Origin of the sequence: Streptomyces sp. NPDC000134, from assembly GCF_042899225.1 — a bacterium.
GTDB lineage: Bacteria > Actinomycetota > Actinomycetes > Streptomycetales > Streptomycetaceae > Streptomyces.
Window position 1 is genome coordinate 1 of sequence record NZ_JBIAZN010000001.1, and the last position, 25091, is coordinate 25091.

23 protein-coding genes are annotated in these 25091 nt (G+C 71.9%); 7 read left to right on the forward strand and 16 right to left on the reverse strand.

Annotated elements, in window-relative coordinates; translation table 11 throughout:
• A partial coding sequence (locus ACFY32_RS00005; RefSeq protein WP_390672998.1) for an IS5 family transposase occupies positions 1-472 on the forward strand: 472 nt, incomplete at its 5' end.
• Positions 473-862: 390 nt separating this feature from the next.
• On the opposite strand, the gene ACFY32_RS00010 is transcribed toward ACFY32_RS00005, so the two are convergent.
• On the reverse strand, positions 863-1078 hold the full coding sequence (locus ACFY32_RS00010) for a hypothetical protein (protein WP_359192661.1): 216 nt from the start codon (positions 1076-1078) through the stop codon (positions 863-865).
• Positions 1079-1450: 372 nt separating this feature from the next.
• Here ACFY32_RS00010 and ACFY32_RS00015 point away from each other — a divergent pair, with 372 nt between their 5' ends.
• Positions 1451-1978: a universal stress protein gene (locus tag ACFY32_RS00015; protein ID WP_359192317.1), complete on the forward strand. Its 528-nt coding sequence runs from the start codon at positions 1451-1453 to the stop codon at positions 1976-1978.
• A gap of 231 nt (positions 1979-2209) precedes the next feature.
• Here the strand turns inward: ACFY32_RS00015 and glmS are convergent, their stop codons facing one another.
• Complete coding sequence (gene glmS / locus ACFY32_RS00020) at positions 2210-4027, reverse strand: glutamine--fructose-6-phosphate transaminase (isomerizing) (RefSeq protein WP_359192314.1); 1818 nt, start codon at positions 4025-4027, stop codon at positions 2210-2212.
• Between the two features lie 32 nt (positions 4028-4059).
• Complete coding sequence (locus ACFY32_RS00025) at positions 4060-4317, reverse strand: hypothetical protein (RefSeq protein ID WP_359192312.1); 258 nt, start codon at positions 4315-4317, stop codon at positions 4060-4062.
• Between the two features lie 165 nt (positions 4318-4482).
• Here ACFY32_RS00025 and ACFY32_RS00030 point away from each other — a divergent pair, with 165 nt between their 5' ends.
• Entirely contained in the window at positions 4483-6042 is a 1560-nt protein-coding gene (locus ACFY32_RS00030; protein WP_359192309.1) for a metallophosphoesterase family protein, read from the forward strand.
• Positions 6043-6051: 9 nt separating this feature from the next.
• On the opposite strand, the gene ACFY32_RS00035 is transcribed toward ACFY32_RS00030, so the two are convergent.
• The 11 genes from ACFY32_RS00035 to ACFY32_RS00085 form a co-directional block, all read right to left on the reverse strand.
• Positions 6052-6942 carry a DUF4429 domain-containing protein gene (locus ACFY32_RS00035; protein ID WP_359192306.1) on the reverse strand — a complete coding sequence of 297 codons (891 nt, stop codon included), beginning with the start codon at positions 6940-6942 and terminating at the stop codon, positions 6052-6054.
• Between the two features lie 29 nt (positions 6943-6971).
• On the reverse strand, positions 6972-8741 hold the full coding sequence (locus ACFY32_RS00040; protein ID WP_359192303.1) for an IucA/IucC family siderophore biosynthesis protein: 1770 nt from the start codon (positions 8739-8741) through the stop codon (positions 6972-6974).
• Positions 8738-9268, reverse strand: coding sequence for a GNAT family N-acetyltransferase (locus ACFY32_RS00045; protein WP_359192300.1), 531 nt, complete (start codon positions 9266-9268; stop codon positions 8738-8740). Before ACFY32_RS00045 ends, ACFY32_RS00040 begins: the two co-directional genes overlap by 4 nt.
• Positions 9265-10539 carry a lysine N(6)-hydroxylase/L-ornithine N(5)-oxygenase family protein gene (locus ACFY32_RS00050; RefSeq protein ID WP_359192298.1) on the reverse strand — a complete coding sequence of 425 codons (1275 nt, stop codon included), beginning with the start codon at positions 10537-10539 and terminating at the stop codon, positions 9265-9267. The genes ACFY32_RS00045 and ACFY32_RS00050 overlap by 4 nt, the downstream gene beginning before the upstream one ends.
• On the reverse strand, positions 10523-11965 hold the full coding sequence (gene desA / locus ACFY32_RS00055) for a lysine decarboxylase DesA (RefSeq protein ID WP_390672999.1): 1443 nt from the start codon (positions 11963-11965) through the stop codon (positions 10523-10525). Before desA ends, ACFY32_RS00050 begins: the two co-directional genes overlap by 17 nt.
• 153 nt (positions 11966-12118) lie before the next feature.
• Complete coding sequence (locus tag ACFY32_RS00060) at positions 12119-12976, reverse strand: siderophore-interacting protein (protein WP_390673000.1); 858 nt, start codon at positions 12974-12976, stop codon at positions 12119-12121.
• A 79-nt stretch (positions 12977-13055) separates the two neighbouring features.
• Positions 13056-14102 carry an ABC transporter substrate-binding protein gene (locus tag ACFY32_RS00065; protein ID WP_359192289.1) on the reverse strand — a complete coding sequence of 349 codons (1047 nt, stop codon included), beginning with the start codon at positions 14100-14102 and terminating at the stop codon, positions 13056-13058.
• A gap of 121 nt (positions 14103-14223) precedes the next feature.
• Positions 14224-15384, reverse strand: coding sequence for an acyl-CoA dehydrogenase family protein (locus ACFY32_RS00070; protein ID WP_359192285.1), 1161 nt, complete (start codon positions 15382-15384; stop codon positions 14224-14226).
• A 4-nt stretch (positions 15385-15388) separates the two neighbouring features.
• Entirely contained in the window at positions 15389-16321 is a 933-nt protein-coding gene (locus tag ACFY32_RS00075; protein WP_359192283.1) for a hydroxymethylglutaryl-CoA lyase, read from the reverse strand.
• On the reverse strand, positions 16318-18321 hold the full coding sequence (locus ACFY32_RS00080) for a biotin carboxylase N-terminal domain-containing protein (RefSeq protein WP_359192280.1): 2004 nt from the start codon (positions 18319-18321) through the stop codon (positions 16318-16320). Before ACFY32_RS00080 ends, ACFY32_RS00075 begins: the two co-directional genes overlap by 4 nt.
• Positions 18322-18335: 14 nt before the next feature.
• Positions 18336-19952 carry a carboxyl transferase domain-containing protein gene (locus ACFY32_RS00085; protein WP_359192277.1) on the reverse strand — a complete coding sequence of 539 codons (1617 nt, stop codon included), beginning with the start codon at positions 19950-19952 and terminating at the stop codon, positions 18336-18338.
• An 83-nt stretch (positions 19953-20035) separates the two neighbouring features.
• Between ACFY32_RS00085 and ACFY32_RS00090 the strand changes: the two genes are divergently transcribed.
• The 4 genes from ACFY32_RS00090 (at position 20036) to ACFY32_RS00105 (ending at position 23814) form a co-directional block, all read left to right on the forward strand.
• Positions 20036-20620, forward strand: a complete 585-nt coding sequence (locus ACFY32_RS00090) for a TetR/AcrR family transcriptional regulator (protein WP_390673001.1) — start codon at positions 20036-20038, stop codon at positions 20618-20620.
• Positions 20621-20765: 145 nt separating this feature from the next.
• Positions 20766-21923, forward strand: a complete 1158-nt coding sequence (locus tag ACFY32_RS00095; RefSeq protein ID WP_390673002.1) for an acyl-CoA dehydrogenase family protein — start codon at positions 20766-20768, stop codon at positions 21921-21923.
• Between the two features lie 35 nt (positions 21924-21958).
• Positions 21959-22831 (forward strand): acyl-CoA thioesterase II, encoded by an 873-nt coding sequence (locus tag ACFY32_RS00100; RefSeq protein WP_359192268.1) that lies wholly within the window; start codon positions 21959-21961, stop codon positions 22829-22831.
• A gap of 5 nt (positions 22832-22836) precedes the next feature.
• Positions 22837-23814 (forward strand): cation diffusion facilitator family transporter, encoded by a 978-nt coding sequence (locus tag ACFY32_RS00105; RefSeq protein ID WP_359192265.1) that lies wholly within the window; start codon positions 22837-22839, stop codon positions 23812-23814.
• A gap of 30 nt (positions 23815-23844) precedes the next feature.
• On the opposite strand, the gene ACFY32_RS00110 is transcribed toward ACFY32_RS00105, so the two are convergent.
• Both ACFY32_RS00110 and ACFY32_RS00115 read right to left on the reverse strand, forming a co-directional pair.
• Positions 23845-24633, reverse strand: coding sequence for a phosphatase (locus ACFY32_RS00110; RefSeq protein ID WP_359192262.1), 789 nt, complete (start codon positions 24631-24633; stop codon positions 23845-23847).
• Positions 24634-24659: 26 nt separating this feature from the next.
• Positions 24660-24902: a helix-turn-helix domain-containing protein gene (locus tag ACFY32_RS00115; RefSeq protein ID WP_390673003.1), complete on the reverse strand. Its 243-nt coding sequence runs from the start codon at positions 24900-24902 to the stop codon at positions 24660-24662.
• Between the last annotated feature and the right edge of the window lie 189 nt (positions 24903-25091).

Sequence of the window (25091 nt, forward strand, 5' to 3'; positions counted from 1 at the left end):
AAGGGGCGGACATACAGGTCCGAGCCCCGTGGACCGGGGCAAGCCGGGTTCCAAGATGCACGTCCTGTCGGACGCGAACGGACTGCCCCTTGTCGTCGGCGTCTCGGCCGGCAACACCCACGACAGCGAAGGGCTGAAGCCGATGGTCGAGGGTCACCAAACGAGACACGACCCCCATCGCGGCCGGTACTTCAAGCCCCAGCGCCTGCACGCCGACAAAGCCTACGATCGGGCTGACCTGCGTAGATGGCTGCGAGGGAAGCGGATCGGCGTGCGCATCGCCCGCAAGGGAATCGAGTCCAGCGAGCGATTAGGGCGGCGCCGCTGGGTGATCGAACGCACCATGTCGTGGCTGTCCGGCTACCGCCGCTTGAGCCCTCGCTACGAACGCGATCCCCGCAACTACCTGGCCTTTCTCGGCCTCGCCGCCGCCCTGTGCTGCTACAAGCGACTCATCCGCCTCACCACGTAGGACACGGTCTAAGCCCCCCTCGGTGGTCGCGGCGCCCTGGTCCCTTCGGGTCTGTCGCTCCAACACGTTTCCCCTCGGTCCTGCACGAGTCCCCCGCCGTAGACAGTCAAGATCGAATCTACTGTGTCCCATGACGCCGAAGTGGCCGGTTCGGCACTCGGGACATTGTCGACATGGCAACTTGGCGTGAAGCATTCGATCACGAAGCGTTGCACTCCCGGGCGCCGCAGGGAAGTGCGCCTCGTGTCAGTGGCCAATCCCCGTAGGGTGCGCAGTGCCGCCAAGACCCTTTCCGTGCAGGTGGAACGGGGGTTGGGGGGTGGTTCCGACGGGTAATGCGCCATCGCCGGAAGTTGGCTGAAAAGATGCGGGCGAGGGTGTGGAAACCGGTCAACCGACCGGTGTGTTTTTCCCGGAGTGCCGCCCGCCCCGGCGTGCGGTGGCACCGGTCCGCGCGCACCGCTCCGAGCGGCGCAGCAGGAGCCGGCAGGCCGCGGTGACGGCGGCCAGACCCAGTGCGGTGCCGGCCGCGCCCGCGAGCGAGGTGCCGCACCACAGCAGTACGACCGGGACCAGCAGGCAACTGAAGGCCGCCCAGCGGACCAGGTCCGTGACGCCGTCCCGGGGGCGTCCCCGGGGGCCGCGGGCGGCGCCGGGCGCGGGGCGTGCCCCGGCGGGGGCGTCGGTGCGGTGCCGACCGGGTCCGCCTGCTCTCTGGGGATGGTCCACGCGCGTTCAACGTCCCGGCCGACCGGTCGGTCACGTGGCAAACCGGCTGTGTGGCGCAGCCACCATTGCCATCCGTGCGCCCCCTCGTGCATGCTCCCTGGAACCCCGGCACGGAGCGTGCCGGGCACTGGGCGAAGGAGGCGTTCCGCCGTACCCTTGGGGGTACGGGATTGGGAAGATGATTCCCGGACACAGCTCCGCCGCACACTGTCGGTCCCATCCATAAAGGATCAAAACGCCGAGACAGCCATGGCCGGTCACGAATTCTTCGAACCCGCGGACCGCAAGCGGCCGGTCGCCGATCAGACGGCGGCCGATCCCCTGGCGGCGGAAGAGGCGCGCCACTCGTGCGACCCCGCCTTCAAGCACGGCGTCGTCGTCGGCTTCGACGGTTCCATGTCCAGTGAGCGCGCCCTGGCGTACGCCATCGGCATGGCGCGGCGGCTGGCGTCGGGCCTGATCATCGTCCATGTGGCCAACCGGCTGCCCACCACGGTGTGGGCGGGCTGCGAGCCGCCGGTCTTCGTGGACGTCCCCGACCACCGCACCGAGGTGCTCGGGCTGGAGCTGGCCTGCGCGGACTACCTCGCCGAGGTGCCCTGGGTCCTGGTCGAGCGGGGCGGCGACATCTGCCACGAACTCGAAGAGGTCGGGCGGGAGTACGAGGCGGACGCGATCGTGGTGGGCTCCACCCACGGGCTGGTGGGCCGGATCTTCGGCTCGGTCGCGGGGCGGCTGGCCAAGCGGGCGCAGCGGCCCGTGGTGGTCATTCCCTGACGGTTCTTCAGACGGCTGAACCTACCGGCGCGTAGGGGTGTTTGTGCTCTTGTGAAGGGCATATAGGGGGCATCGTCCCGGCGCGCGGCGGGTCGGCGTGTGACGGCCGTCGGACCGCCGCGCAGGGCCGGGGGGTTGGGCGGCCTCCCGGCGCATCGACGGCCCCCCGCGTGCCGGTGGCAGACGGGGGGCCGTTCGGGCCGGGCGTCCGGGGGCGCCCGGGGGTGTCCGCTACTCCACGGTCACGGACTTGGCCAGGTTCCGCGGCTTGTCGATGTCCCGGCCCAGCGCCAACGCCGTGTGGTAGGCGAGGAGTTGGAGCGGGATGCCCATGAGGATGGGGTCGAGTTCGTCCTCGTTCTTGGGGACCACGACGGTGTGGTCGGCCTTGGCCTCGTCCTGGTGGGCGACGGCGAGAATCCGGCCGCTGCGGGCCTTGATCTCCTCCATCGCGGCGCGGTTCTTCTCCAGCAGGTCGTCGGCGGGGACGATCGCGACCGTGGGCAGGGCCGGCTCGATCAGGGCGAGCGGGCCGTGCTTCAGCTCGGAAGCCGGGTACGCCTCGGCGTGGATGTAGGAGACCTCCTTGAGCTTCAGGGACGCCTCGCGGGCCACCGGGTAGCCCCGGACACGGCCGATGAACAGCATCGAGCGGGCCTCGGCGTACTGCGCGGCCAGCTTCTTGATCTCCTCCTCCCGCGCCAGGATCTCGGTGATCTGCGCGGGCAGCTTCCGCAGGCCCTCGATGATCCGCTTGCCGTCCCGCACGGAGAGGTCGCGGGTGCGGCCGAGGTGCAGGGCGAGCAGCGCGAAGGCGACGCAGGTGTTGGTGAAGCACTTGGTGGAGACGACGCAGACCTCGGGCCCGGCGTGCACGTACATGCCGCCGTCGGCCTCGCGGGCGATCGCCGAGCCGACCACGTTGACGATGCCGAGCACCCGGGCGCCCTTGCGCTTCAGCTCCTGCACGGCGGCCAGCACGTCGTAGGTCTCGCCGGACTGGGAGACGGCGACGTACAGGGTGTCGGGGTCGACCACGGCGTTGCGGTAGCGGAACTCGGAGGCCGGCTCGGCGTCGGCGGGGATGCGGGCCAGTTCCTCGATCATCTGGGCGCCGATCATGCCCGCGTGGTACGAGGTGCCGCAGCCGAGGATCTTCACCCGGCGGATCAGCCGGGCCTCGCGGGCGTCCAGGTTGAGGCCGCCCAGGTGCACGGTGGAGAAGCGGTCGTCGATCCGGCCGCGCAGCACCCGGTCCACGGCCTCGGCCTGCTCGTGGATCTCCTTGTGCATGTAGGTGTCGTGGCCGCCCATGTCGTACGAGGCCGCCTCCCACTCCACGGTGGTGGGCTCGGAGGTGGTACGGGTGCCCTCGGTGGTGTACGTGCGGAAGTCGTCGGCCTTGAGGGTGGCCATCTCGCCGTCGTCGAGGGTGACTATCTGCCGGGTGTGGGCGACCAGGGCGGCGATGTCGGAGGCGACGAACATCTCCTTCTCGCCGATGCCGAGGACGACCGGGGAGCCGTTGCGGGCGGCGACGATGCGGTCGGGGAAGTCGGCGTGCATCACGGCGATGCCGTAGGTGCCCTCGATCAGCCGGAGGGTCTCGCGGACCTTGTCCTCCAGCTTCTCGGCCGCCGAGCGGGCGATGAGGTGGGTGAGGACCTCGGTGTCGGTCTCGGAGAGGAACTCCACCCCCTCCGCCTCCAGCTTGCGGCGCAGCTCACCGGCGTTGTCGATGATGCCGTTGTGGACGACGGCGACCTTGTGGTCGGCGGACAGGTGCGGGTGGGCGTTGACGTCGGAGGGGGCGCCGTGGGTGGCCCAGCGGGTGTGGGCGATGCCGGTGGTGCCCTTGAACCGCGCGGGCACCTTGGCCTCCAGGTCGCGGACCCGGCCCTTGGCCTTGACCATCTTCAGGCCGGCCGACTTCGGCGAGGTGACGACGATGCCCGCCGAGTCGTAGCCCCGGTACTCCAGGCGCTGGAGGCCCTCCAGGAGCAGCGGCGCGACATCACGCCTGCCGATGTATCCGACGATCCCGCACATAGATACGTAGCCCTCTTGTTCTCTTCGGTGTCTCAGCCGTAGACGATGCGGCGCAGTTGGCGCAGCGACAGCTCCGGCGGTGCCACCGCCCGGTATTTCAGGTCCGCCCCGATCCGCTCGAAGATCGTCGCGTTCACCAGGCCCTGGGCCTGGAGTTCGCGGTGGCGGCGACGGACGTACTCCTCGGTCGTCTCGTCGAAGTAGGCGAGCACGTCCTGGACCACGCGCAGCGCCTCGCCCCGGCTGAGGGGGGTGGACCGCGTCAGATGATCAACGAGTTCGTCGTGCACCCGCTAGATCTTGGGGCACCGGCGAGGCTTTCGCAAGAAACCTGCCCGATTTCGGGCAAGGGGCTGTTGAAACTCTCATGAGCGGCTGTTCGCGCGCTGTCCATCCCCCGGCCGGGACCCCGTTGCTCAGCAGGACGAGTTTCAGACGCCATGGACATTCCTCGTATGGGCGTTCCCGAGAAGCTGGCCGAGCGCATGAGCATGGCCGAGCAGCACGAGTACCTGCGGTCCCGGTTCTCCCGGCGCACGATGATCCGGGGCGGCGCGGTCACGCTGGGCGCCGTCGCCGGTGGCGCGTTCGTGCCGGGCGCCGTGGCACGGGCCGCCACCCCGGCCGGACGCCCCGGCACCGAGACGGTCGACGGCGCCCTGGTCGCCCCCTTCGGCCGCCACCTCGCCTACGGCGACGACCCGCGCACCGAGATGACCGTCTCCTGGCAGGTCCCGGTCGCCGTCAAGAAGCCGTTCATCCGGATCGGCGCCCACCCCTGGGACCTCTCCCGCAAGATCGACGCCGAGGTCCGCGCCCTGCACACCCCGGCCGGGGTGGGCACGAGCGGCGACCACACCCAGTACTACCTGCACGCCAGGCTCAGCCACCTCAAGCCCGGCCGGACCTACTACTACGGCGTCGGCCACAGCGGCTTCGACCCGGCCGAGCCGCACCTCGCCGGCACCCTCGGCACCTTCACCACCGCCCCCGCCAAGGCCGAGCCGTTCACCTTCACCGCCTTCGGCGACCAGGGCGTCAGCTACCACGGCCTGGCCAACGACGCCCTGATCCTCGCCCAGAACCCCGCCTTCCACCTGCACGCCGGCGACATCGCGTACGGCGACCCGGCCGGGCAGGGCAAGACCACCGACACCGGCTACGACAGCCGCGTGTGGGACCAGTTCCTGTACCAGACCGAGTCGGTCGCCAAGCAGGTCCCGTGGATGGTCGCGTACGGCAACCACGACATGGAGGCGTGGTACTCGCCCAACGGCTACGGCGGCGAGGAGGCCCGCTGGGAACTGCCCGGCAACGGCCCCGACCGGCACAACCTCCCCGGCGTCTACTCCTTCGTGCACGGCAACACCGCCGTGATCTCCCTGGACGCCAACGACGTCTCCTTCGAGATCCCCGCCAACCTCGGCATCTCCGGCGGCACCCAGACCAGGTGGCTGGAGCGGCAGCTCAGGACGTACCGCGCCGACGACGCGATCGACTTCGTCGTCGTCTTCTTCCACCACTGCGCCTACTGCACCTCCACCGCCCACGCCTCCGAGGGCGGCGTACGCGCCGAGTGGGTGCCGCTGTTCGAGAAGTACACCGTCGACCTGGTCATCAACGGCCACAACCACGTGTACGAGCGCACCGACGTCATCAAGGGGAACAAGGTCGCCAAGGAACTCCCGATCGGCGGCACCGCCTACCCCGAGACCGACGGCGTCGTCTACGTCACGGCGGGCGCGGCCGGCAAGAGCCTGTACGCCTTCAGCGCCGAGCAGAGCTACGAGGGCCACGAGAAGGAGAACGACGCGGTGTCGTCGTTCCTCTGCGTCGAGGGCGGCCGGCAGGCCGAGACCGTCGCCTGGTCCCGGGTGCGCTACCTCGACTACTCCTTCCTGCGCGTGGACGTCACCCCGGCCGCCCGGGGCCGGCTCGCCACGCTGACGGTGCGGGGCATCGCCGAGACCGGCGAGCGGGTCGACCACTTCACGGTGGCCCGCCGCTCCCGGTGAGCGGGGCCGTCACATCCGTTTGAGCACCGCCTGCTTGGCGAGGGCGAACTCCTCGTCGGTCAGCACCCCCTCGCGGTGCAGTTCGCCCAGCTCGCGCAGGCGGCGCAGCAGCGCGTCGTGGTCGTCCTCGGCGGCGGCCGCGGCCGGCCGCGCGGCGGGCGGACCCGCGATCGGCCGGGTCTCCTCGGGGGGCGCGGGCCGGGAGGGGTGCGGGAGCCGGGCGAGGACGGCCGCCGCGACCAGCGCCATCAGCGGGTCCTTCTTGAAGCCCCACAGGTCCACGGCGTGCGGGTCGTACTTGGGCGGCGCCTTGGGCCCGGCGCCGTGGACGGTGAACCGCAGCCAGCCGTTCTCCAGGCCGGCCGAGGGGTGCCACTCCACGGCCGCTATGTCGGCGAGCGCCAGGACACGGGGGCCGGCGGCGGCCTTGGCGTCCTCCGTCTTCCAGTTCCACTCCAGACGGACCCGCTCGCCGTCGAAGCTGACCGTGCCGTCCCCGGCGGAGACCGAGAGCGGCACGGCCGGCCCCGCCAGCAGGTAGCCGTCCACCGGTCCGGACGGCACCTGGTCCAGCAGCAGCGCGGTGCGGACCTCCTCCACGAAGTACTCCGCGACGCCGAACCGGTCCGCCTCGACGAGCAACTGGTACGGGTCGTGCGGCTCGGTCAGCCGCCCGCCCGTCGCGTGCAGCAGCGGGTCGGCGCCGTCCCGCAGCCGCAGCCTCAGGCGTCCCGTCCGCCTGCCCTGCTCGAAGGAGATCCCCGCCAGCGCCCCGAGCGGCACCACCAGTTCACCCAGCTCCCTGCGGAGCAGGCTGACGCCCTTGTCCCGTCCGGGCGTCAGCCGCAGGGCGTCCCCGTCGAAGGCCCACGTGCCGTCCTTCTGGATGATTTCCGCCATGCACGGATTCTCCCCCGGCCCGCACCGGGTCAGAAAGCGGCGAGCGGGTTCCGCAGGTCGCCGGCCAACTGGAGCGCGCCGGAGGGGTCGGAGAGGTCGACCATCTGCCGGTTGTCGCGCAGTTGCAGCCGGTTCAGGCAGGACAGCGCGAACTCGGGCGCGAACACGTCGTACCGCGCGAACTTCTCGGCCAGCTCCGGCACCGACGCCTGGTACTCGCGGGTGACCTCGGCGACCGTGCGCCAGAAGTCGTCCTCGGTGAGGACGCCCTCGGTGGCGAGATGGGCGGCGAGGAAGCGGAAGAAGCAGTCGAAGACGTCCGTGAAGATCGACAGCAGCTTCTGGTCCTCGGGGACGTCCACCCGGACCCGGGAGACCTCCGGCGGCAGCACCGCGTCGGGGTCCAGCACCGCGATCTCCTCGGCGATGTCCTTGTAGACCGCCCGCCGTACGACGCCGTCCTTCAGGACCAGGATGACGTTCTCGCCGTGCGGCATGTACACCAGGTCGTAGGCGTAGAAGCTGTGCAGCAGCGGGGTGTAGTAGGCCCGCAGGTAGTGCCGCAGCCACTCCCGCGCGGGCAGGCCCGACCGCTCGATCAGCGCGCCCGCGAAGGAGGCGCCCTCGTGGTCGACGTGCAGCAGCGAGGCCATCGTGGCGAGGGACTCGCCGTCCTTCAGCGAGGGCACCGGGCTCTCCCGCCACAGCGCCGCCAGCATCTTGCGGTACGGCGAGTAGCGGTCGGTGGCCCGCTCGTACTCCAGGTGCCGGTAGCCGACCGCGGCCCGCTCCCGGATGATCGTCAGGCCGGTGCCCTTGAGCACGGGATCGTTCTCGATGAGCTGGGCGAGCCAGTCGTTGATCGCCGGGGTGGCCTCCATGTACGCCGCCGACAGGCCGCGCATGAAGCCCATGTTGAGGACGGACAGGGCCGTCTTGACGTAGTGCTTCTCCGGGTGGGAGGTGTTGAAGAAGGTCCGGATGGACTGCTGGGCGAGGTACTCGTCGTCGCCCTCGCCGAGGCAGACCAGGTGGCGCCGGGCGACCTCGGCGGCGAAGGTGACGGAGAGCTTGTTCCACCACTGCCAGGGGTGGACCGGGATCAGGACGTAGTCGGCCGGGTCCAGGCCCTGCTCGCGCAGGGTGCCGTGGAAGCGGTCGACGGTCTCCGTGCCCAGCTCGCCCCGGATGAAGCCCTCGTACTCGATGCCGACGCCGGCGGTGAACGCCGCGCGGGAGCGGTGCGCGGCCAGCCAGACCAGCCGGACGGGGCTCGCGGTCTCCGGGGCGTAACGGAGGTACTCGTGGATGCCGAAGCCCAGCCGTCCGTTGTTGGCGACGAAGCACGGGTGGCCCTCGGTCATGCCGGTCTCGACGGCCTGGAACCCGGCGCGGGCCAGCTCGGCGGCGGTCACCCGCGGCTTGGTCAGCTTGTAGCAGGTGCCGGAGAGGGTGGAGGAGATCTCCTCCAGGTAGACCGGGAGGATCTCGTCGCTCAGCCCCAGGCTGTCCTTCAGCTCGATCACGAAGTCCAGGGCGGACAGCGGGAGTTCGGCGCCGTCGCGGTGCCGGGTGATGGAGGCGGCGTCGACCTGCCAGTGGTCCAGGGCGCGGACGGTGGCGGTGAACCGGTAGCCGGTCAGCCCGTCGTCGCTGCGCACGACGTACGCCTCGCCGTCCCGCTCGGGGACGAGCAGCCGCTCGTGGGCGAACTCGGCGAGCGCCTTGCGGACCAGCAGGCGGTTGGCCTCGGCCCAGCGCTCGGGGGAGAGGTGGGCCACGGCGTCGGCGAGGCTCATGCGGCCACCCCCGTCGCGGCGAGGAACCGCTCCCGGGTGCAGAAGCTGAGCAGCGCCTTCTTCTCCGGCTTCTGGATCTCCCGCTCGGGCACGAAGCCGACGGCCGCGTTGAGCGCGTGCACGGCCTTGTTGGAGACGTCCGGCTCGACGACGACGCGGCGCACCGCCGGGTCCTCGAAGAGGTGCGCCATCACGGCGGTGATCACGGCCCGGGTGAAGCCGTGCACGGGCGTGTCGGTGGGCGGGGTGAGGAAGTGCATGCCGATGTCACCGGGTTCGGGCTCGTACAGGCCGACCAGTTCGCGGTGGGCCGGGTCGTACTTCTCCATCAGGAAGGCGGGCTCGCCGTCCTTCAGGCCGAGCAGCGCGTGGTGGTGTTCGTCGGCGGCTATCTCCAGGTAGGCGCGCTCGACGTCCTCCAGCCCGGCGTCCTGCATCATCCAGAACGCCGCCTTGGGGTGGGTGACCCAGGCGTGCAGCAGCTCGGCGTCCCCGGGCGGGTCGAGGGGGCGGAACGTGAACGTCATACGGAGAACTCCTGGAACGCGATGGTCTTCTCGACCGGGTAGTACTCGGTGCCGAGCAGCTCCCGGATGATGGAGCTGTTGCGGTAGGCGCCCATACCCAGGTCGGGGCTGGTGATGCTGTGGGTGTGCACGCCGGCGTTCTGCAGGAACACGCCCCGGCCGGTGACGTCCACGGCGTAGTTGCGGGCCACGTCGAAGTTGCCCCGCGAGTCGTAGCGCAGCCGGTCCCGGACGGGCTTGAGGAACTCCGGTTCGGTGTAGCGGTAGCCGGTGGCCAGGATCAGGCCGTCGGACTCGATCTCGAAGTCCCGGCCCTGCTCCTCCTGCCGGAAGCCGAGGGTGTACGTGCCGTCGGCGTACCGGGCGGTGGTGAGCGCGGAGTTGGTGAGCAGCCGGGTGGGCACCGGGCCGGCCACGCTCTTCTGGTAGAGCAGGTCGAAGATCTCGTTGATCAGGTCGCCGTCGATCCCCTTGAACAGGCCCTTCTGCTCGGCCGTGAGCCGGTAGCGGGTCTCCTCGGGCAGCGCGTGGTAGTAGTCGATGTACTCCGGGGAGGTCATCTCCAGCGTGAGCTTGGTGTACTCCAGCGGGAAGAACCGCGGGGAGCGGGTGACCCAGTTCAGCCGGTAGCCGTGCGCGTCGATCTCGCCGAGCAGGTCGAGGTAGATCTCGGCGGCGGACTGCCCGCTGCCGACCAGCGTGATGCTCTTCTTCTTCCGCAGCTCCGCCTTGTGCTGGAGGTAGCGGGAGTTGTGGATGAAGTCGCCGGCCAGGCCCCGGCAGGGCTCGGGGACGTACGGCGGGGTGCCGGTGCCGAGGACCAGGTGGCGGGCGCGGTAGAGGCCGCCGTCGGTGGTCCGCACCACGTACAGCTCGTCCTCGTACGTCACTTCCGTCACCGTGGTGGAGAAGCGGACGCTGCTGAGCTTGCCGGCCGCCCAGCGGCAGTAGTCGTCGTACTCGACGCGCAGCGGGTAGAAGTTCTCGCGGATGTAGAACGAGTACAGCCGCCCCTTCTCCTTCAGGTAGTTGAGGAAGGAGTACGGCGAGGTCGGGTCGGCCAGGGTGACCAGGTCGGACATGAACGGTGTCTGGAGGTGGGCGCCCTCCAGGAACATCCCGGCGTGCCACTCGAAGTCCGGCTTGGACTCCAGGAAGACGCCGTTCAGCTCGGCGATGGGCTCGGTGAGGCAGGCCAGGCCGAGGTTGAAGGGGCCGAGGCCGATCCCCACGAAGTCGTACGGCGTGGCGGCTTCAGGAAGCGCGGTCAAGGGACTCTCCCAGGTACTGCTCGGCGTGGCCGGCGATCAGGTCGAGGACGGCCGCGATGTCGGCCGTCGTGGTCTCGGGGTTGAGCAGGGTGAACTTCAGGTAGTGGCGGCCGGCCACCTTGGTGCCCGCGACCACGGCGTCGCCGGAGGCGAACAGGGCCTTGCGGGCGTAGAGGTTGGCGCGGTCGATCTCGGCGGGGTCGGTGACGGCCGCCGGGATGTAGCGGAAGACCAGGGTGGACAGGCTCGGCGCGACGACCACGTCGAAGCGGGGGTCGGCGGCGAGCAGCTTCCAGCCCTCGGCGGCGAGGTCGCACACCTCGTCGAAGAGCTGTCCGATGCCGTCGGCGCCCATCACACGCAGCGTCATCCACAGCTTGAGCGCGTCGAAGCGGCGGGTGGTCTGGAGGGACTTGTCCACCTGGTTGGGGATACGTTCCTGCACCATCCGGCGCGGGTTGAGGTACTCGGCGTGGTAGGTGGCGTGCCGCAGGGTGGCGGCGTCGCGGACCAGCACGGCGGAGGAACTGACCGGCTGGAAGAAGGACTTGTGGTAGTCGACGGTGACCGAGTCGGCGCGCTCGATGCCGGTGATGCGGTCCCGGTACTTCAGGGAGGCCAGCAGTCCGCAGCCGTAGGCGGCGTCGACGTGCAGCCAGGCGCCGAACTGCCCGCACAGCTCCGCGATCTCGGGCAGCGGGTCGATGGAGCCGAAGTCGGTGGTGCCGGCGGTGGCCACGACGGCCATGGGGACCAGGCCGTCGAGCTTGCAGCGCTCCAGCTCGCGGGCGAGGGCCACCGTCCGCATCCGCTTGTCCTGGTCGACGGGGACGGTGACCACGGCCTCGGGGCCGAGGCCCAGCAGTTTCGCGGACTTCTGCACGCTGAAGTGGCTGACCTCGGAGGCGAAGACGCGCAGTTTCGCCGGCTCGTCGGTCTTGGCCTCCTCGCGGGCCAGCAGCAGCGCCTGGAGGTTGGACTGGGTGCCGCCGGAGGTGAACACCCCGTCGGCGGCCGGGCCGAGGCCGATCCGGGCGGCCGTCCAGTCGATGAGCTTGCGCTCGATGAGGGTGCCGCCGGCCGACTGGTCCCAGGTGTCCAGGGAGGAGTTGACGGCGGTGAGCACGGCCTCGCCCAGCAGCGCCGGGATGACCACGGGGCAGTTGAGGTGGGCGAGGTAGCGGGGGTGGTGGAAGTAGACCGCGTCGCGGAGGTAGACCTCCTCCAGCTCGTCGAGGGCCGCGGTGGTGTCGCGCAGCGGCTCGTCCAGGTCGATCGCGGTGATGCGGGGGGCGAGGGCGTCGACCGTGACGCCGGTGAACGGACGGTCGGTGGCGGCGAGTTTGGCGGCCACCCGCTCGACTCCTTCGGTCACGGAGCGGCGGTATTGCTCCGTGGTGGTGCCGTTGAGCAGGTGCGAGCGCATGGGGAGGTTCCTCCGGTGGGGACGGTCCGCGCGGGACGGACGAGGGCGGAGCCCGGCTTCGACTTAGGTTAGCCTAACCTAATTAACCCTGGGGAAACGCACCTTGTGCGTGACGGCCGTCACGCGCGGCCTCCGGATAGCGGACATACGGGGTCAGCCCTGTTCCCGGAGCTGTTCCTCCGTCAGGCCGCGCCGCCAGTACCCGACGAAGGTCACCCGCCGCCGGTCCACCCCGCGCTCACCGACGAAGTGCCGGCGCAGCTCCTTCACGCACCCCGACTCGCCCGCGAGCCACACGTACGGCCGCTCGGCGGACGGCAGTCGCGCGGCGCGCACGGCGTCGAGCGAGGACCCCGGCGCCCCCTCCTCGCGGACCAGCCAGGTCACCTCGGCGTCCGCCGCCGTCCGGAGATCCGGTACGTCCCCGGCGTGCGGGACCTCCAGCCAGACCCGGGCGCGCAGGCCGGGCGGCAGGGCCTCGACGATCGCGCAGGCGGCCGGTACGGCGGTCTCGTCGCCCCAGATCACCACCAGGTCGCTGTCCCCGGGCGGCCGGAAGCGGATCGCCCGGTTGTCGGCGACCGCCGGGCCGAGCAGCAGCACCCGGTCGCCGGGAGCGGCGCCCGCCGCCCAGCGGGAGGCGGGACCCGCCTCGGTCGCACCGCCGTCGCCGACGCCGTGCAGCACGAAGTCGATGTCGATCCCGGCCGTGCGCCCCTCCTCGTCGCGGCGCAGCGCCCGCAGGGTGTACGAGCGCATCACCGCCCGTACGCCGTCGGGGAGTTCGCGCCACCCCTGCCACCATCCGTCGCCCAGTTCCACGGGCACCCGGGGCTCGCGCTGGCCGGGGTGCGGCAGGAACAGCGACAGCGACTGGTCGTGTCCGCCGGAGTGGAAGGCGTGCAGATCGGGGCCGGTGAAGCTGACCCGGGCCAGGGACGGGCCGAGCCGCCGCGTCCGCGACACCTGGAGGGAGAAGAAGCGGAACGGGGCGGCTACGGCGGTCGTCATGCGGGCCTTCCGGGACGGGGGTGCGGGCCTGACGGGACGGGGGCGTGCCGGGGCGCGGGCCCCGGCCCGACGGGAGCGGTCAGCTCACCTTCTTGGCGTTCTCGATGGCCTCGGCCAGGCCGGTGAGCAGCGGCGTGCACTTGGCGTAGGACAGGATCGGCTCGGGGGAGCGGGCGATGACCTGGCCGGCCTTGACGGCGGGCAGCTTCTTCCAGGTGCCCTCGGTGATGTCGGCGGGCTGGATGGTGGAGGACCGGTCGTCCATGATGATGATGTCGGCCGGGTACTTGTCGACGTTCTCCCAGCTCAGCGACTCGAACCAGCCGCCGGTGGCCTTCTTGGCCGCCTCCGAGGGCTCGACGAAGTTCACGCCGAGGGCCTTGAAGTACTCCAGGTCCACGGAGAGGTTGGTGCCGGAGACGTAGAACAGCTCGGCGCTCGCGGAGCCCGCCAGGACCTTGATCTCGGGCCGGGCCTTGGCGGCCTTGCGCAGCCGCGCGGCGGCCGCCTCGAACTCCTTCTTCGCCCGGACGGCCTTGTCGGCCTTCATGTCCGCGCCGAGGGACTCGGCCAGCTCCCACATCCGCTGCAGCGGCTGGGTGAGCTGGCGGTCGAAGACGGAGACGGCGACGCTCGGCGCCAGCTTGGCGATCTTGTCCTTGGAGTCCTCCGGGACCGACCACAGGGTGCCCGCGTCGTCGAAGGTGGTGGTGATGAGCACCTCGGGGGCGAGGGCGGCGTACTTCTCGACGTTGAGCTGGCCCCAGGCGTTGCCCAGGACCGTCACCTTGCTGACGTCCATGTCGCCGGCCTGGACGTCGGGCTTGCCGTCCTTGGTGGTGGTGGGGCCGAAGACGCCCTTGACCTGGATGCCGTAGTCGTAGAGGGCGGCGGCGACGCCGGTGAAGGCGACGATGCTGGTGGGGACCTCGTCCAGCTTCACGGTGGTGCCCCGGTCGTCCTTGAACGACCAGGGACCGGACTTCTTCGCGGCGGCCGCGCCCTCGGCCGGGTCACCGCTTTTCTCGTCGTCCCCGCAGGCCGCGAGCACGGCACCGAGACCGAGGGCGCCGCCGGCCGCGAGGATTCCGCGACGGGTGAGGTGGGAAGACCTGGCGTTGGGCATGGTGGTGACTGCTTTCGAACGGGGCGGAGCGTCCGCTGGACAATTCGAACGTAGGTTAGCCTAACCTCAGATCTTGTCCAGAGGGCGTACCGGGTCCGCCCCTCGGGCCACCGCCCCGGCCTCAGCTCACCAGGCCCAACTCCCGCGCGATCAGCAGCCGCTGGACCTCGCTGGTGCCCTCGCCGATCTCCAGGATCTTGGAGTCCCGCCACATCCGGGCCACCGGGTACTCGTTCATGAAGCCGTAGCCGCCGTGGATCTGCGTGGCGTCCCGGGCGTTGTCCACGGCCACCGTGGAGGAGTACAGCTTCGCCAGCGCCGCCTCCTTCTTGAACGGCTCGCCCGCCACCAGCCTGGAGGCCGCGTCCCGCCACGCCAGCCGCGCGGTGTGGGCCTTCATCTCCATGTCGGCGACCTTGAACTGGATCGCCTGGTTGGCGCCGATGGGCCGGCCGAAGGCGTGCCGCTCCTTGGCGTACTTCACCGACTCGTCCACACAGCCCTGCGCCAGGCCGGTCGCCAGCGCGGCGATGGCGATCCGCCCCTCGTCGAGGATGCGCAGGAACTGGGCGTAGCCGCGGCCCTCCTCGCCCAGCAGGTTGGCGGCGGGCACCCGCACATCGGCGAAGGACAGCTCCCGGGTGTCCGAGGCGTTCCACCCGACCTTGGAGTACGGCGCGGCGACGGTGAAGCCGGGCGTCCCCGACGGCACCATGATCGCCGAGATCAGCGGCCTGCCGTCGGGCTTGCGGCCGGTGACCGCGGTGACCGTCACCAGACCGGTGATGTCGGTGCCGGAGTTGGTGATGAAGCACTTGGTGCCGTTGATCACCCACTCGCCGGCCGCCTCGTCCAGGCGGGCCGTCGTCCGGGTCGCGCCCGCGTCCGAGCCGCCGTCCGGCTCGGTCAGCCCGAAGGCGCCCAGGACCTCGCCGGAGCAGAGCTTCGGCAGCCAGGTCCGCTTCTGCTCCTCGGTGCCGAACAGATGGACCGGCATCGCGCCCAGCGAGACAGCGGCCTCCAGGGTGATCGCCACCGAGGAGTCGACCCGGGCCAGCTCCTCCAGCGCGATGCCCAGCGCCAGGTAGTCGCCGCCCATGCCGCCGTACTCCTCCGGGAACGGCAGCCCGAACAGGCCCATGCGGCCCATCTCCCGGACGATCTCGTACGGGAACTCGTGCCGCTCGTAGAAGTCGCCGATCTCGGGCGCCACCACGTCGTGGGCGAACTCCTCGACGGTGCGGCGCAGTTCTTCCAGTTCGGGGGTCAGACGGTGGTCCATGGCGTCACGGCTCCTGGTGGGAGAGGGCTCGTACGGTGCGGGACGGGCTGGGCCGGCCCAGGTGTCCGGCCATCCACTCGCTGGTGGCGACGAGACGGCCGAGGTCGACACCGGTGTCGATGCCGAGTCCGCGCAGCATCCACACGAGGTCCTCGGTGGCGAGGTTGCCGGTGGCGGACTTGGCGTACGGGCAGCCGCCGAGGCCGCCGGCGGAGGCGTCGACGGTGGTGACGCCGCGCTGGAGGGCGGCCAGGGTGTTGGCGAGGGCCTGCCCGTAGGTGTCGTGGAAGTGCACGCCGAGCGCGGCGACGGGGACGCCCTCGGCGGTCAGGGCGTCGATCAGGGCGGTGACATGGCCGGGGGTGGCCACGCCGATGGTGTCGCCGAGGCTCAGCTCGTCGCAGCCCAGGTCGATCAGGGCCCGGCAGACCCGGACGACCTGGGGGAGGGGGACCGCGCCCTCCCAGGGATCGCCGAAGCACATCGACAGATAGCCGCGGACATGGACGTCCGCCGCCTTGGCGCGGGCCACCACCGGGGCGAACATGGCGAGCGCCTCGTCCACCGTGCGGTTGAGGTTGGCCTTGGCGAAGGACTCGGTGGCGCTGGCGAAGACGGCCACCCGGCGGGCGCCGAGGGCGAGGGCGCGGTCCAGCCCGCGTTCGTTCGGCACCAGCACCGGCAGGGCCACCGGCAGGGCGGCGACCCGGGGGAACAGCTCCTCGGCGTCGGCCAGTTGGGGCACCCACCTCGGATGCACGAAGCTGGTCGCCTCGACGGTGGTCAGGCCCGCCTCGGCGAGCTGCCGGATGAACTCGGCCTTGACGTCCGTCGGGACGGCCGCCTTCTCGTTCTGCAACCCGTCGCGCGGGCCGACCTCGTGGATGCGGACCCGGGCGGGCAGACCGGCGGCCGGGACCTCCATGGGCAGCGTCATGCGGTTCCCTCCGGGGCGGTGACGGCGGCGTCCGCGGCGGGCTTTCCCGGGGCGGTGACGGCGGCGTCCGCGGCGGGCTCCTCCGGGGCGGCGGGGGTGTCGTCCGGGGCGAGGACGGCCAGCACCTGGTCCATGGCGACGGCGGTGCCGGGCCTGACGTCCAGTTCGGTGACGGTGCCGGCGTGCGGGGCGGAGATGACGTGCTCCATCTTCATCGCCTCCACCACCAGCAGGCTCTGCCCGGCGACCACCCGGTCCCCGACGGCGACCTTGACCACCGTCACCGTGCCGGGCATGGGCGCGGTCAGCGAGTCGGCGCCCGCGTGCGCCGCGCGGGTGAGGGAGGCGGCGACCGGGTCGTGGTCGCGCACCAGCCAGGCGTCGCCGTCGCGGCCCAGCCAGTCGCCGGCCCGGTGGAAGGTGTGCCGGACGCCGTCCAGGGTCACGGTCACCGTGTCGTCGGTGACGGTGTGGGTGCCGCGCGGGGCGTACTCCACCGGATCGTCCGCCCGCAGGTGGAAGGCGACCGGCCGGGGCTCGCCGCCCAGCCGCCAGCCGCTCGGCACCGCGAACGGGTCCGTCCAGCCCCCGCCCTTCGGCGTCAGCGCGTCCAGCCGGACGGCCGCCGCCGCCTCGTACACCTCCTCGGGCACGCCGGTGGCGACCAGGCCGTCCACCTCGCGCTCCACCAGGCCGGTGTCCAGCTCGCCCGCCACCACCGCCGGGTGCGCCAGCAGCCTGCGCAGGAACCCGGCGTTGGTCGGCACGCCCAGCGTCACCGTCCCGGCGAGGGCCGCGCGGAGCCTGCGCAGGGCCGTCGCCCGGTCCGGGCCGTGGGCGATCACCTTGGCCAGCATCGGGTCGTACCGGCTGCCCACCTCGGTGCCCTCGCTGAGCCCGGAGTCGGTGCGCACGCCCTCGCCCTCCGGCTCGCGCAGCCTCAGCACCGTGCCGCCGGACGGCAGGAAGCCGCGGGCCGGGTCCTCGGCGCACAGCCGGGCCTCGACCGCGTGCCCGGTGAGCCGGACGTCCTCCTGGGTGAAGCCCAGTTCCTCGCCCGCCGCCACGCGGATCTGCCACTCCACCAGGTCCAGGCCGGTGACCAGTTCGGTCACCGGGTGCTCCACCTGGAGGCGGGTGTTCATCTCCATGAAGCAGTACGCGGAAGGGTCGTCGCCGGGGACGATGAACTCCACCGTGCCCGCGCCCCGGTAGCCGCAGGAGCGGGCCGCCTGCACGGCCGCCTCGCCCATCGCCGCCCGGGTCGCCTCGTCCAGGAGCACGCTCGGCGCCTCCTCGACGACCTTCTGGTGCCGGCGCTGCAGCGAGCACTCCCGCTCGCCGAGGTGCACCACCTGGCCGTGGCCGTCGGCCAGGACCTGGATCTCGATGTGCCGGGGCCGGTCGATCCACCGCTCGACCAGCAGTGTGTCGTCGCCGAAGGAGGCGCGGGCCTCGCGGCGGGCGGCGGCGATCTCCTCGTCCAGCGCGCCCAGGTCCCGCACCAGCCGCATGCCCTTGCCGCCGCCGCCCGCCGACGGCTTCAGCAGCACCGGCGCGCCCAGCGCGCGGGCCGCCTCCGCGAGGCCGGGGTCGCGTCCGCCGGGCACCACCGGCACCCCGGCCGCCGCCACCGTCTCCTTGGCGCGGATCTTGTCGCCCATCAGGGCGATGGCGTCGGCCGGCGGTCCGATGAAGACCAGCCCCGCCGCCTCGCAGGCCCGCGCGAACCCGGCGTTCTCCGCGAGGAACCCGTACCCCGGGTGCACCGCCCGCGCGCCCGTCCGCGCGGCGGCGTCCAGCAGCCTGTCCACCGACAGATAGCTCTCCGCGGCCGGCGCCGGGCCGATCCGGACCGCCGTGTCGGCCTCCCGGACGTGCCGGGCGCCGGCGTCGGCGTCGGAGAAGACGGCCACCGAGCGGATGCCCATCGTCCGCAGCGTCCGGATGACGCGGACGGCGATCTCGCCCCGGTTGGCCACGAGCACGGTGTCGAACATCTCGGGAATCCCCCTCACATCCGGAAGACGCCGAACTGGGGCTCGCCCAGTGGCGCGTGGGCGCACGCGGTCAGGGCCAGGCCCAGCACCTGCCGGGTCTCCAGCGGGTCGATGACACCGTCGTCCCAGAGCCGGGCGGTGGCGTAGTAGGCGTTGCCCTGACGCTCGTACTGGGCGCGGACCGGGGCCTTGAAGGCCTCCTCCGCCTCGGCCGGCCACTGCTCGCCGCGCGCCTCCATCTGGTCCCGCTTGACCGTGGCCAGCACCGACGCGGCCTGCTCGCCGCCCATCACGGAGATCTTGGCGCCCGGCCACATCCACAGGAACCGGGGCGAGTAGGCCCGCCCGCACATCGAGTAGTTCCCCGCGCCGTACGACCCGCCGACGACCACCGTCAGCTTGGGGACGCGGGTGCAGGCCACGGCGGTGACCATCTTGGCGCCGTGCTTGGCGATGCCGCCCGCCTCGTAGTCCCGGCCGACCATGAACCCCGAGATGTTCTGCAGGAACACCAGGGGGATGCCGCGCTGGTCGCACAGCTCGATGAAGTGGGCGCCCTTCTGGGCGGACTCCGAGAACAGGATGCCGTTGTTGGCGACGATGCCGACCGGGTGGCCGTGGACCCGGGCGAAGCCGGTGACCAGAGTCTGCCCGAACTCGGCCTTGAACTCCGCGAACCGGGAGCCGTCCACCACCCGCGCGATGATCTCCCGCACGTCGTAGGGCGTGCGCGGGTCGACCGGCACCGCCCCGTACAGCCCGTACGGGTCGACCTTCGGCTCGACGGCCGGCCGCACCTCCCAGGGCGGGGTCCCGCGCACCGGGAGGGTGTCGACGATGGTCCGCACGATCCGCAGCGCGTGCGCGTCGTCCTCGGCGAGATGGTCGGTGACGCCCGACACCCGCGCGTGGACCTCGCCGCCGCCCAGTTCCTCGGCGGTCACCACCTCGCCGGTGGCCGCCTTCACCAGCGGCGGGCCGCCCAGGAAGATCGTGCCCTGGCCGCGCACGATGACCGCCTCGTCGCTCATCGCCGGCACGTACGCCCCGCCGGCCGTGCAGGAGCCCAGCACCGCGGCGATCTGCGGGACGCCCGCGCCGGACATCCGGGCCTGGTTGTAGAAGATCCGCCCGAAGTGCTCCCGGTCGGGGAAGACCTCGTCCTGCATCGGCAGGAACGCCCCGCCCGAGTCCACCAGGTACAGGCACGGCAGCCGGTTCTCCAGGGCCACCTCCTGCGCGCGCAGGTGCTTCTTGACGGTCATCGGGTAGTACGTGCCGCCCTTGACGGTGGCGTCGTTGGCGACGATCACGCACTCCCGGCCGCTGACCCGGCCGATCCCGGCGATCACCCCGGCGGCCGGGGCCGCGCCGTCGTACATCCCGTCCGCCGCCAGCGGGGCCAGCTCCAGGAAGGGCGAGCCCGGGTCGAGCAGCCGGTCCACCCGCTCGCGCGGCAGCAGCTTGCCGCGTGCGGTGTGCCGGGCCCTGGCCCGCTCGCCGCCGCCGAGCCGGGCCGCGGCGAGCTTGCCGCGCAACTCCTCCACGAGGGCGCGGTGCGCCTCCTCGTTGGCCCGAAAGGCCGCCGACGCGGGGTCGGCCGCGCTGGTCAGCTCCGGTGCCTCGTGCATCTGGCGCTCCCCTTGTTAATGAGCGTTAACGCATGTGCCCCTCAGGTTAACGACCGCTAACCGTCCTGTCTAGAATCGTTCCCATGGCCACCAGAACCGACGCCCCCACCCGCCGCGAGCAGATCCTCAGGGAGGCGGCCCGGCTGTTCGCCGAGCGCGGCTTCCACGGTGTGGGCGTGGACGAGATCGGGGCGGCGGTCGGCATCAGCGGGCCGGGTCTGTACCGGCACTTCGCCGGCAAGGACGCGATGCTCGCCGAACTGCTGGTCGGCATCAGCGGTCAGCTCCTGACGGGTGCGAAGCGGCGTCTGGCGGAGGCCGGCGGCGAGGCCCCGGAGGCGGTCCTCGACTCGCTGATCGAGGGGCACATCGACTTCGCGCTCGACGACCGCCCGCTCATCACCCTGCACGACCGGGAGCTGGACCGCCTCCGGGACAGCGACCGGAAGCTGGTGCGGCAGTTGCAGCGGCAGTACGTGGAGCTGTGGGTGGGGGTGGTCCGCCGGCTCCATCCGTCCCTCGCGGAGCCGAGCGCTCGGGCGGCGGTGCACTCGGTCTTCGGTCTGCTGAACTCCACGCCGCACCTGGGAAGACCCGGGCGGGCGGTGACGGCGGAGCTGCTGCACCGGATGGCGCGCGGGGCGTTCGCCGCGGCCGGGGAGGGGTGACCGCCGGGCGGACCGGGCCGGGTGGCGGGCGGTACGGGTCCGAGTGACGGACGTTACCCGTGCCGTGCCCTGGACTCCCGTCCCTACTCGCCGGTACCGTTGTCTGAGCAAGCGCTTAGATACGTACCCGTGGAGGTGGGCGCCCGTGCGCCGTACGGTGTTCAACGAGGATCACGAGGCGTTCCGGGAGACCCTGCGCGCCTTCATCGAGGCCGAGGTCGTACCCGAGTACGACAAGTGGTTCACCGAGGGCATCGTGCCCCGCGAGTTCTACTACAAGCTCGCCGAGCTGGGCATCTTCGGTATCAACGTGCCCGAGGAGTTCGGCGGCGCCGGCCTGGAGTCGCACAAGTTCGAGGCGATCCAGTACGAGGAGACCGCCCGCGCGGGCGTCACCTTCGGCGGCTCCGGCGTGCACGTGCTGCTCGCCCTGCCGTACATCAAGATGCTCGCCACCGAAGAGCAGAAGAAGCGCTACCTGCCGAAGTTCGTCTCCGCCGAGGAGATGTGGGCGATCGCGATGACCGAGCCGGGCACCGGCTCCGACCTCGCGGGCATGAAGTCCACCGCCAGGCTCTCCGAGGACGGCACGCACTACGTCCTCAACGGCGCCAAGACCTTCATCACCGGCGGCGTCCACGCCGACCGGGTCATCGTCTGCGCCCGCACCGCCCCGCCCACCGCCGAGGACCGCCGCCACGGCATCTCGCTGTTCGCCGTGGACACCAGGTCCGAGGGCTACTCGGTCGGCCGCAAGCTCGACAAGCTCGGCCTGCGCACCTCCGACACCGCCGAGCTGGCCTTCGTCGACGTCAAGGTCCCCGTCGAGGACCTCCTCGGCGAGGAGAACAAGGGCTTCTCCTACCTCGGCGCCAACCTGCCCTCCGAGCGCTGGGGCATCGCCTTCGGCGCCTACGCGCAGGCCAAGGCCGCCGTCCGGTTCGCCCAGCAGTACGTCACCGACCGGACCGTCTTCGGCAAGACCGTCGCCAGCTTCCAGAACACCAAGTTCGAGCTGGCCGCCTGCCAGGCCGAGGTGGACGCCGCCGAGGCCGTCGCCGACCGCGCCCTGGAAGCCCTGGACGCCGGTGAGCTGACCGCCGCCGAGGCCGCCAGCGCCAAGCTGTTCTGCACCGAGGTCGCCCACCGGGTCATCGACCGCTGCCTTCAGTTGCACGGCGGCTACGGCTACATGAACGAGTACCCGATCGCCCGCCTGTACGCCGACAACCGCGTCAACCGCATCTACGGCGGCACCAGCGAGGTCATGAAGATGATCATCGCCAAGAACATGGGCCTGTAAGCCCCACGCGACGAAGGCCGGATACAACGGACCTCATGAGCGAGGAACTCCAGTCCCTCCTCGATCTGCTCGACCTGGAGCGGATCGAGGAGGACATCTTCCGCGGCCGGTCCCGGTCCGCCGTCGTCCCCCGGGTCTTCGGCGGACAGGTGGCGGCCCAGGCGCTGGTCGCCGCCGGGCGCACGGTCCCCCAGGACCGGCTCCCGCACTCCCTGCACGCCTACTTCCTGCGCCCCGGCGACCCCGGCGCGCCCATCGTCTACGAGGTCGACCGGCTCCGCGACGGGCGCTCCTTCACCACCCGCCGGGTGGTCGCCGTCCAGCACGGCAAGCCGATCTTCGGCCTGTCGGCGTCCTTCCAGACGTACGAGGAGGGACTGGACCACCAGGCGCCGATGCCGGCCGCGCCGGACCCGGCGACGCTGCCCACCGGCGAGGAGCGGCTGCGCGGCTATCCGCACCTGCCCGCCGAGACGGTGGAGCGGTTCATCGAGGCGCGGGCCGCCGTCGACCTGCGGTACGTCGACGATCCGCCGTTCGGCCGGTTCGGCGAGCCGCGCGAGGCGCACTCCCAGGTCTGGTTCCGCACCAACGGCAAGCTGGCCGACGACCCCCTCCTGCACGTCGTGCTGGCCACCTACGTCTCCGACATGACCCTGCTGGACTCGGTGCTGCTCGCGCACGGCCGGGGCGGCTGGGCCGTCGGTGACGTGGTCGGGGCCTCGCTGGACCACGCCATGTGGTTCCACCGCCCGTTCCGCGCCGACGAGTGGCTGCTGTACGACCAGCACTCCCCGTCGGCCTCCGGCGGCCGGGGCCTGGGCCAGGCCCGGATCTACACGCAGGACGGCCGGCTCGCCATATCGGTGATCCAGGAAGGCGTGGTCCGCGTCCCTCGGGAACACTGAGGGGCATGGCGCAAGCGACGGAGGAAGACAGGCCGGGCGGCGGCGGGAGCACCTCCACGGTGCTCGTCGCCGCCCTCGCCAATCTGGGCATCGCGCTGGCCAAGGCGGTCGCGGGGGTGATCAGCGGCTCCAGCGCGATGCTGTCGGAGGCCGCGCACTCGGTCGCCGACACGGTCACCGAGGTGCTGCTGCTGACCTCGCTGAAACGCAGCGCCCGCCCCGCCGACGAGGACCATCCCCTCGGCCACGGCCCCGAGCGCTACATCTGGGCGCTGCTCGCCGCCGTCGCCACCTTCGTCGGCGGCGCCGTCTTCTCGGTCTACGACGGCGTGCACACCCTGGTCGAGGGCGAGGACCTCGGCGACCCGCTGGTGTCCTACCTCGTCCTCGCGGTCGCCTTCCTGCTGGAGGGCTACTCGCTGCGTACGGGGCTGCGGCAGGCGCGCGGCGAGGCGGCCCGCGCCCGGGTGCCGTTCGGGCGGTATCTGCGGCGGACCCCCGACACCGCGGTGAAGGCCGTCGTCCTGGAGGACTCCGCCGCCCTGATCGGCCTCGTCCTCGCCGCGGGCGGGCTGCTCGGCGGGCAGCTCACCGGCTCCGGCGTCTGGGACGGCACCGCCGCCCTGTGCATCGGCGCCCTGCTGCTGTACGTCGCCTGGGTGCTCGGCCGGTCCAACGCCGAGTTCCTCATCGGCCGCCCGCTGCCCCGCGGCGTGCGCGACCGCATCCGCGCCGAGCTGCTGGCGGTGGAGCACGTCGAGGCGGTCCTGGAGCTGACCACCCTGGTGCAGGGGCCCCGGGAGGCGCTGGTCGCCGCCAAGGTCGACTTCCGGGACGTGGCGACCGCCGCGCAGATCGAGTGGGCCTGCGAGCAGGCCGAGCAGAAGCTGCGGGAGGCGGTCCCGGCGGTGCGCCGGGTCTACCTGGACCCGACGCCCGGTTTCGCCCAGCGCCGCTCGGAGGGCCTCAACCCCTGGCCGTGACCGCCCGCCGCGGCCTCCGCCCCGGTCCCGCTACGCCAGTCCGGCCTCGGCGAGCAGGTACGCCGTCATCGGGTCGTAGAAGCGGGGACTGACCACGTGGTCGTCCAGCGGGACCGTCACCTGGACGGTGCCCTCGGCCTCGGCGAGGAACAGCGCCGGGTCGTTGCAGTCGGCGTACCCGCAGGAGTCGACGCCGTGCTGCCCCGCGTACCCGGCCCAGCCGTGGTCGGCGACGACCAGGTCGGGCAGCGGGCGGCCCTCGCGCTCCAGACCGGTCAGGATCGCCTTCATCGGCTCGCCCGAGTGGGTGTGCCACAGCGTGGCCCCGTGCTCCAGCACCGCCACGTCCGCGAACTGCACCACGTACCCCTGGTCGGTCTGGAGTCCCTCCGGGATCACCACGATCTCGCAGCCCGCGGCGCGCAGCGCGGCGGCCGTGGCCCGGTGCACGTCCAGCAGCCCGCCCGGGTGGCCGGTCGCGAACAGCACCCGCTGCCCCCCGTCGGCCGCCTTGCGCAGCCGCCCGGCCAGCTTCTCCAGCGCGGCGACGGTCAGCTCGGGGTCGATGGTGTCCTGGCCGTGCCGGTACCCGGGGTCGTCGTTGACGCCGGCCCGCTCCGCCATCACCGCCAGGACGTCCTGCTCGTCGGTCCAGCGGTCGCCCAGCTCCAGGCCGAGCCAGTAGTTGCGGTCGCCGTTCGCCAGTTTGCGGTAGTGGGAGAGGTTGTTCTCGCGGGGCGTGGCGACGTCGCCCGCGATACGGGTCCTGACGAGGTGTCCGACGAGTTCGGCGCGGCTGGGTGTCCCGGATATCGGCATGTCTCCATTGTGGGGCAGCCGTCCGGTCACCGGTGCCGCAGCGCGAACCACAGCTCCATCCGTACGTCCGGGTCGCCCAGGTCCGTCTCCAGCAGGGCCGCGCAGCGGGCGACGCGCCGCCGGACCGTGTTGCGGTGCACGGACAGGGCGACGGCGGTGCGCTCCCAGTTGCCGTGCGGGGAGAGCCGGGTCCGCGGCGTCTCGGTGAGCGCCGGGTGGCCGGCCACGCCGACGGTGTCCGTGGCGGTGCCGGCGGCGCGGTCGGTCACGAACCGGGCCGGTCGGTCCAGCGCCGGGCCGGCCCCCTCGTCCGGCTCCCGGCCCGCCGACGCGGCCGTCCTGGCCGCCTGGCGCGACCGACTCGCCGGCCAGGCGCCCGAACCCGTGTCCGACCCGGCCCCCGCACACCAGTAGAGTCGGGACCCGAGCAGTACATACGCGACGAAGCGTACGAAGGA

What these genes read in the sequence shown, in the direction of transcription:
- ACFY32_RS00015 (WP_359192317.1), top strand. Translation starts at nt 1,451, where the DNA reads ATGGCCGGTCACGAATTCTTCGAACCCGCGGACCGCAAGCGGCCGGTC.
- glmS (WP_359192314.1), bottom strand. Translation starts at nt 4,027, where the DNA reads ATGTGCGGGATCGTCGGATACATCGGCAGGCGTGATGTCGCGCCGCTG.
- ACFY32_RS00030 (WP_359192309.1), top strand. Translation starts at nt 4,483, where the DNA reads ATGGGCGTTCCCGAGAAGCTGGCCGAGCGCATGAGCATGGCCGAGCAG.
- ACFY32_RS00035 (WP_359192306.1), bottom strand. Translation starts at nt 6,942, where the DNA reads ATGGCGGAAATCATCCAGAAGGACGGCACGTGGGCCTTCGACGGGGAC.
- ACFY32_RS00040 (WP_359192303.1), bottom strand. Translation starts at nt 8,741, where the DNA reads ATGAGCCTCGCCGACGCCGTGGCCCACCTCTCCCCCGAGCGCTGGGCC.
- ACFY32_RS00045 (WP_359192300.1), bottom strand. Translation starts at nt 9,268, where the DNA reads ATGACGTTCACGTTCCGCCCCCTCGACCCGCCCGGGGACGCCGAGCTG.
- desA (WP_390672999.1), bottom strand. Translation starts at nt 11,965, where the DNA reads ATGCGCTCGCACCTGCTCAACGGCACCACCACGGAGCAATACCGCCGC.
- ACFY32_RS00060 (WP_390673000.1), bottom strand. Translation starts at nt 12,976, where the DNA reads ATGACGACCGCCGTAGCCGCCCCGTTCCGCTTCTTCTCCCTCCAGGTG.
- ACFY32_RS00065 (WP_359192289.1), bottom strand. Translation starts at nt 14,102, where the DNA reads ATGCCCAACGCCAGGTCTTCCCACCTCACCCGTCGCGGAATCCTCGCG.
- ACFY32_RS00070 (WP_359192285.1), bottom strand. Translation starts at nt 15,384, where the DNA reads ATGGACCACCGTCTGACCCCCGAACTGGAAGAACTGCGCCGCACCGTC.
- ACFY32_RS00075 (WP_359192283.1), bottom strand. Translation starts at nt 16,321, where the DNA reads ATGACGCTGCCCATGGAGGTCCCGGCCGCCGGTCTGCCCGCCCGGGTC.
- ACFY32_RS00080 (WP_359192280.1), bottom strand. Translation starts at nt 18,321, where the DNA reads ATGTTCGACACCGTGCTCGTGGCCAACCGGGGCGAGATCGCCGTCCGC.
- ACFY32_RS00085 (WP_359192277.1), bottom strand. Translation starts at nt 19,952, where the DNA reads ATGCACGAGGCACCGGAGCTGACCAGCGCGGCCGACCCCGCGTCGGCG.
- ACFY32_RS00090 (WP_390673001.1), top strand. Translation starts at nt 20,036, where the DNA reads ATGGCCACCAGAACCGACGCCCCCACCCGCCGCGAGCAGATCCTCAGG.
- ACFY32_RS00100 (WP_359192268.1), top strand. Translation starts at nt 21,959, where the DNA reads ATGAGCGAGGAACTCCAGTCCCTCCTCGATCTGCTCGACCTGGAGCGG.
- ACFY32_RS00105 (WP_359192265.1), top strand. Translation starts at nt 22,837, where the DNA reads ATGGCGCAAGCGACGGAGGAAGACAGGCCGGGCGGCGGCGGGAGCACC.
- ACFY32_RS00110 (WP_359192262.1), bottom strand. Translation starts at nt 24,633, where the DNA reads ATGCCGATATCCGGGACACCCAGCCGCGCCGAACTCGTCGGACACCTC.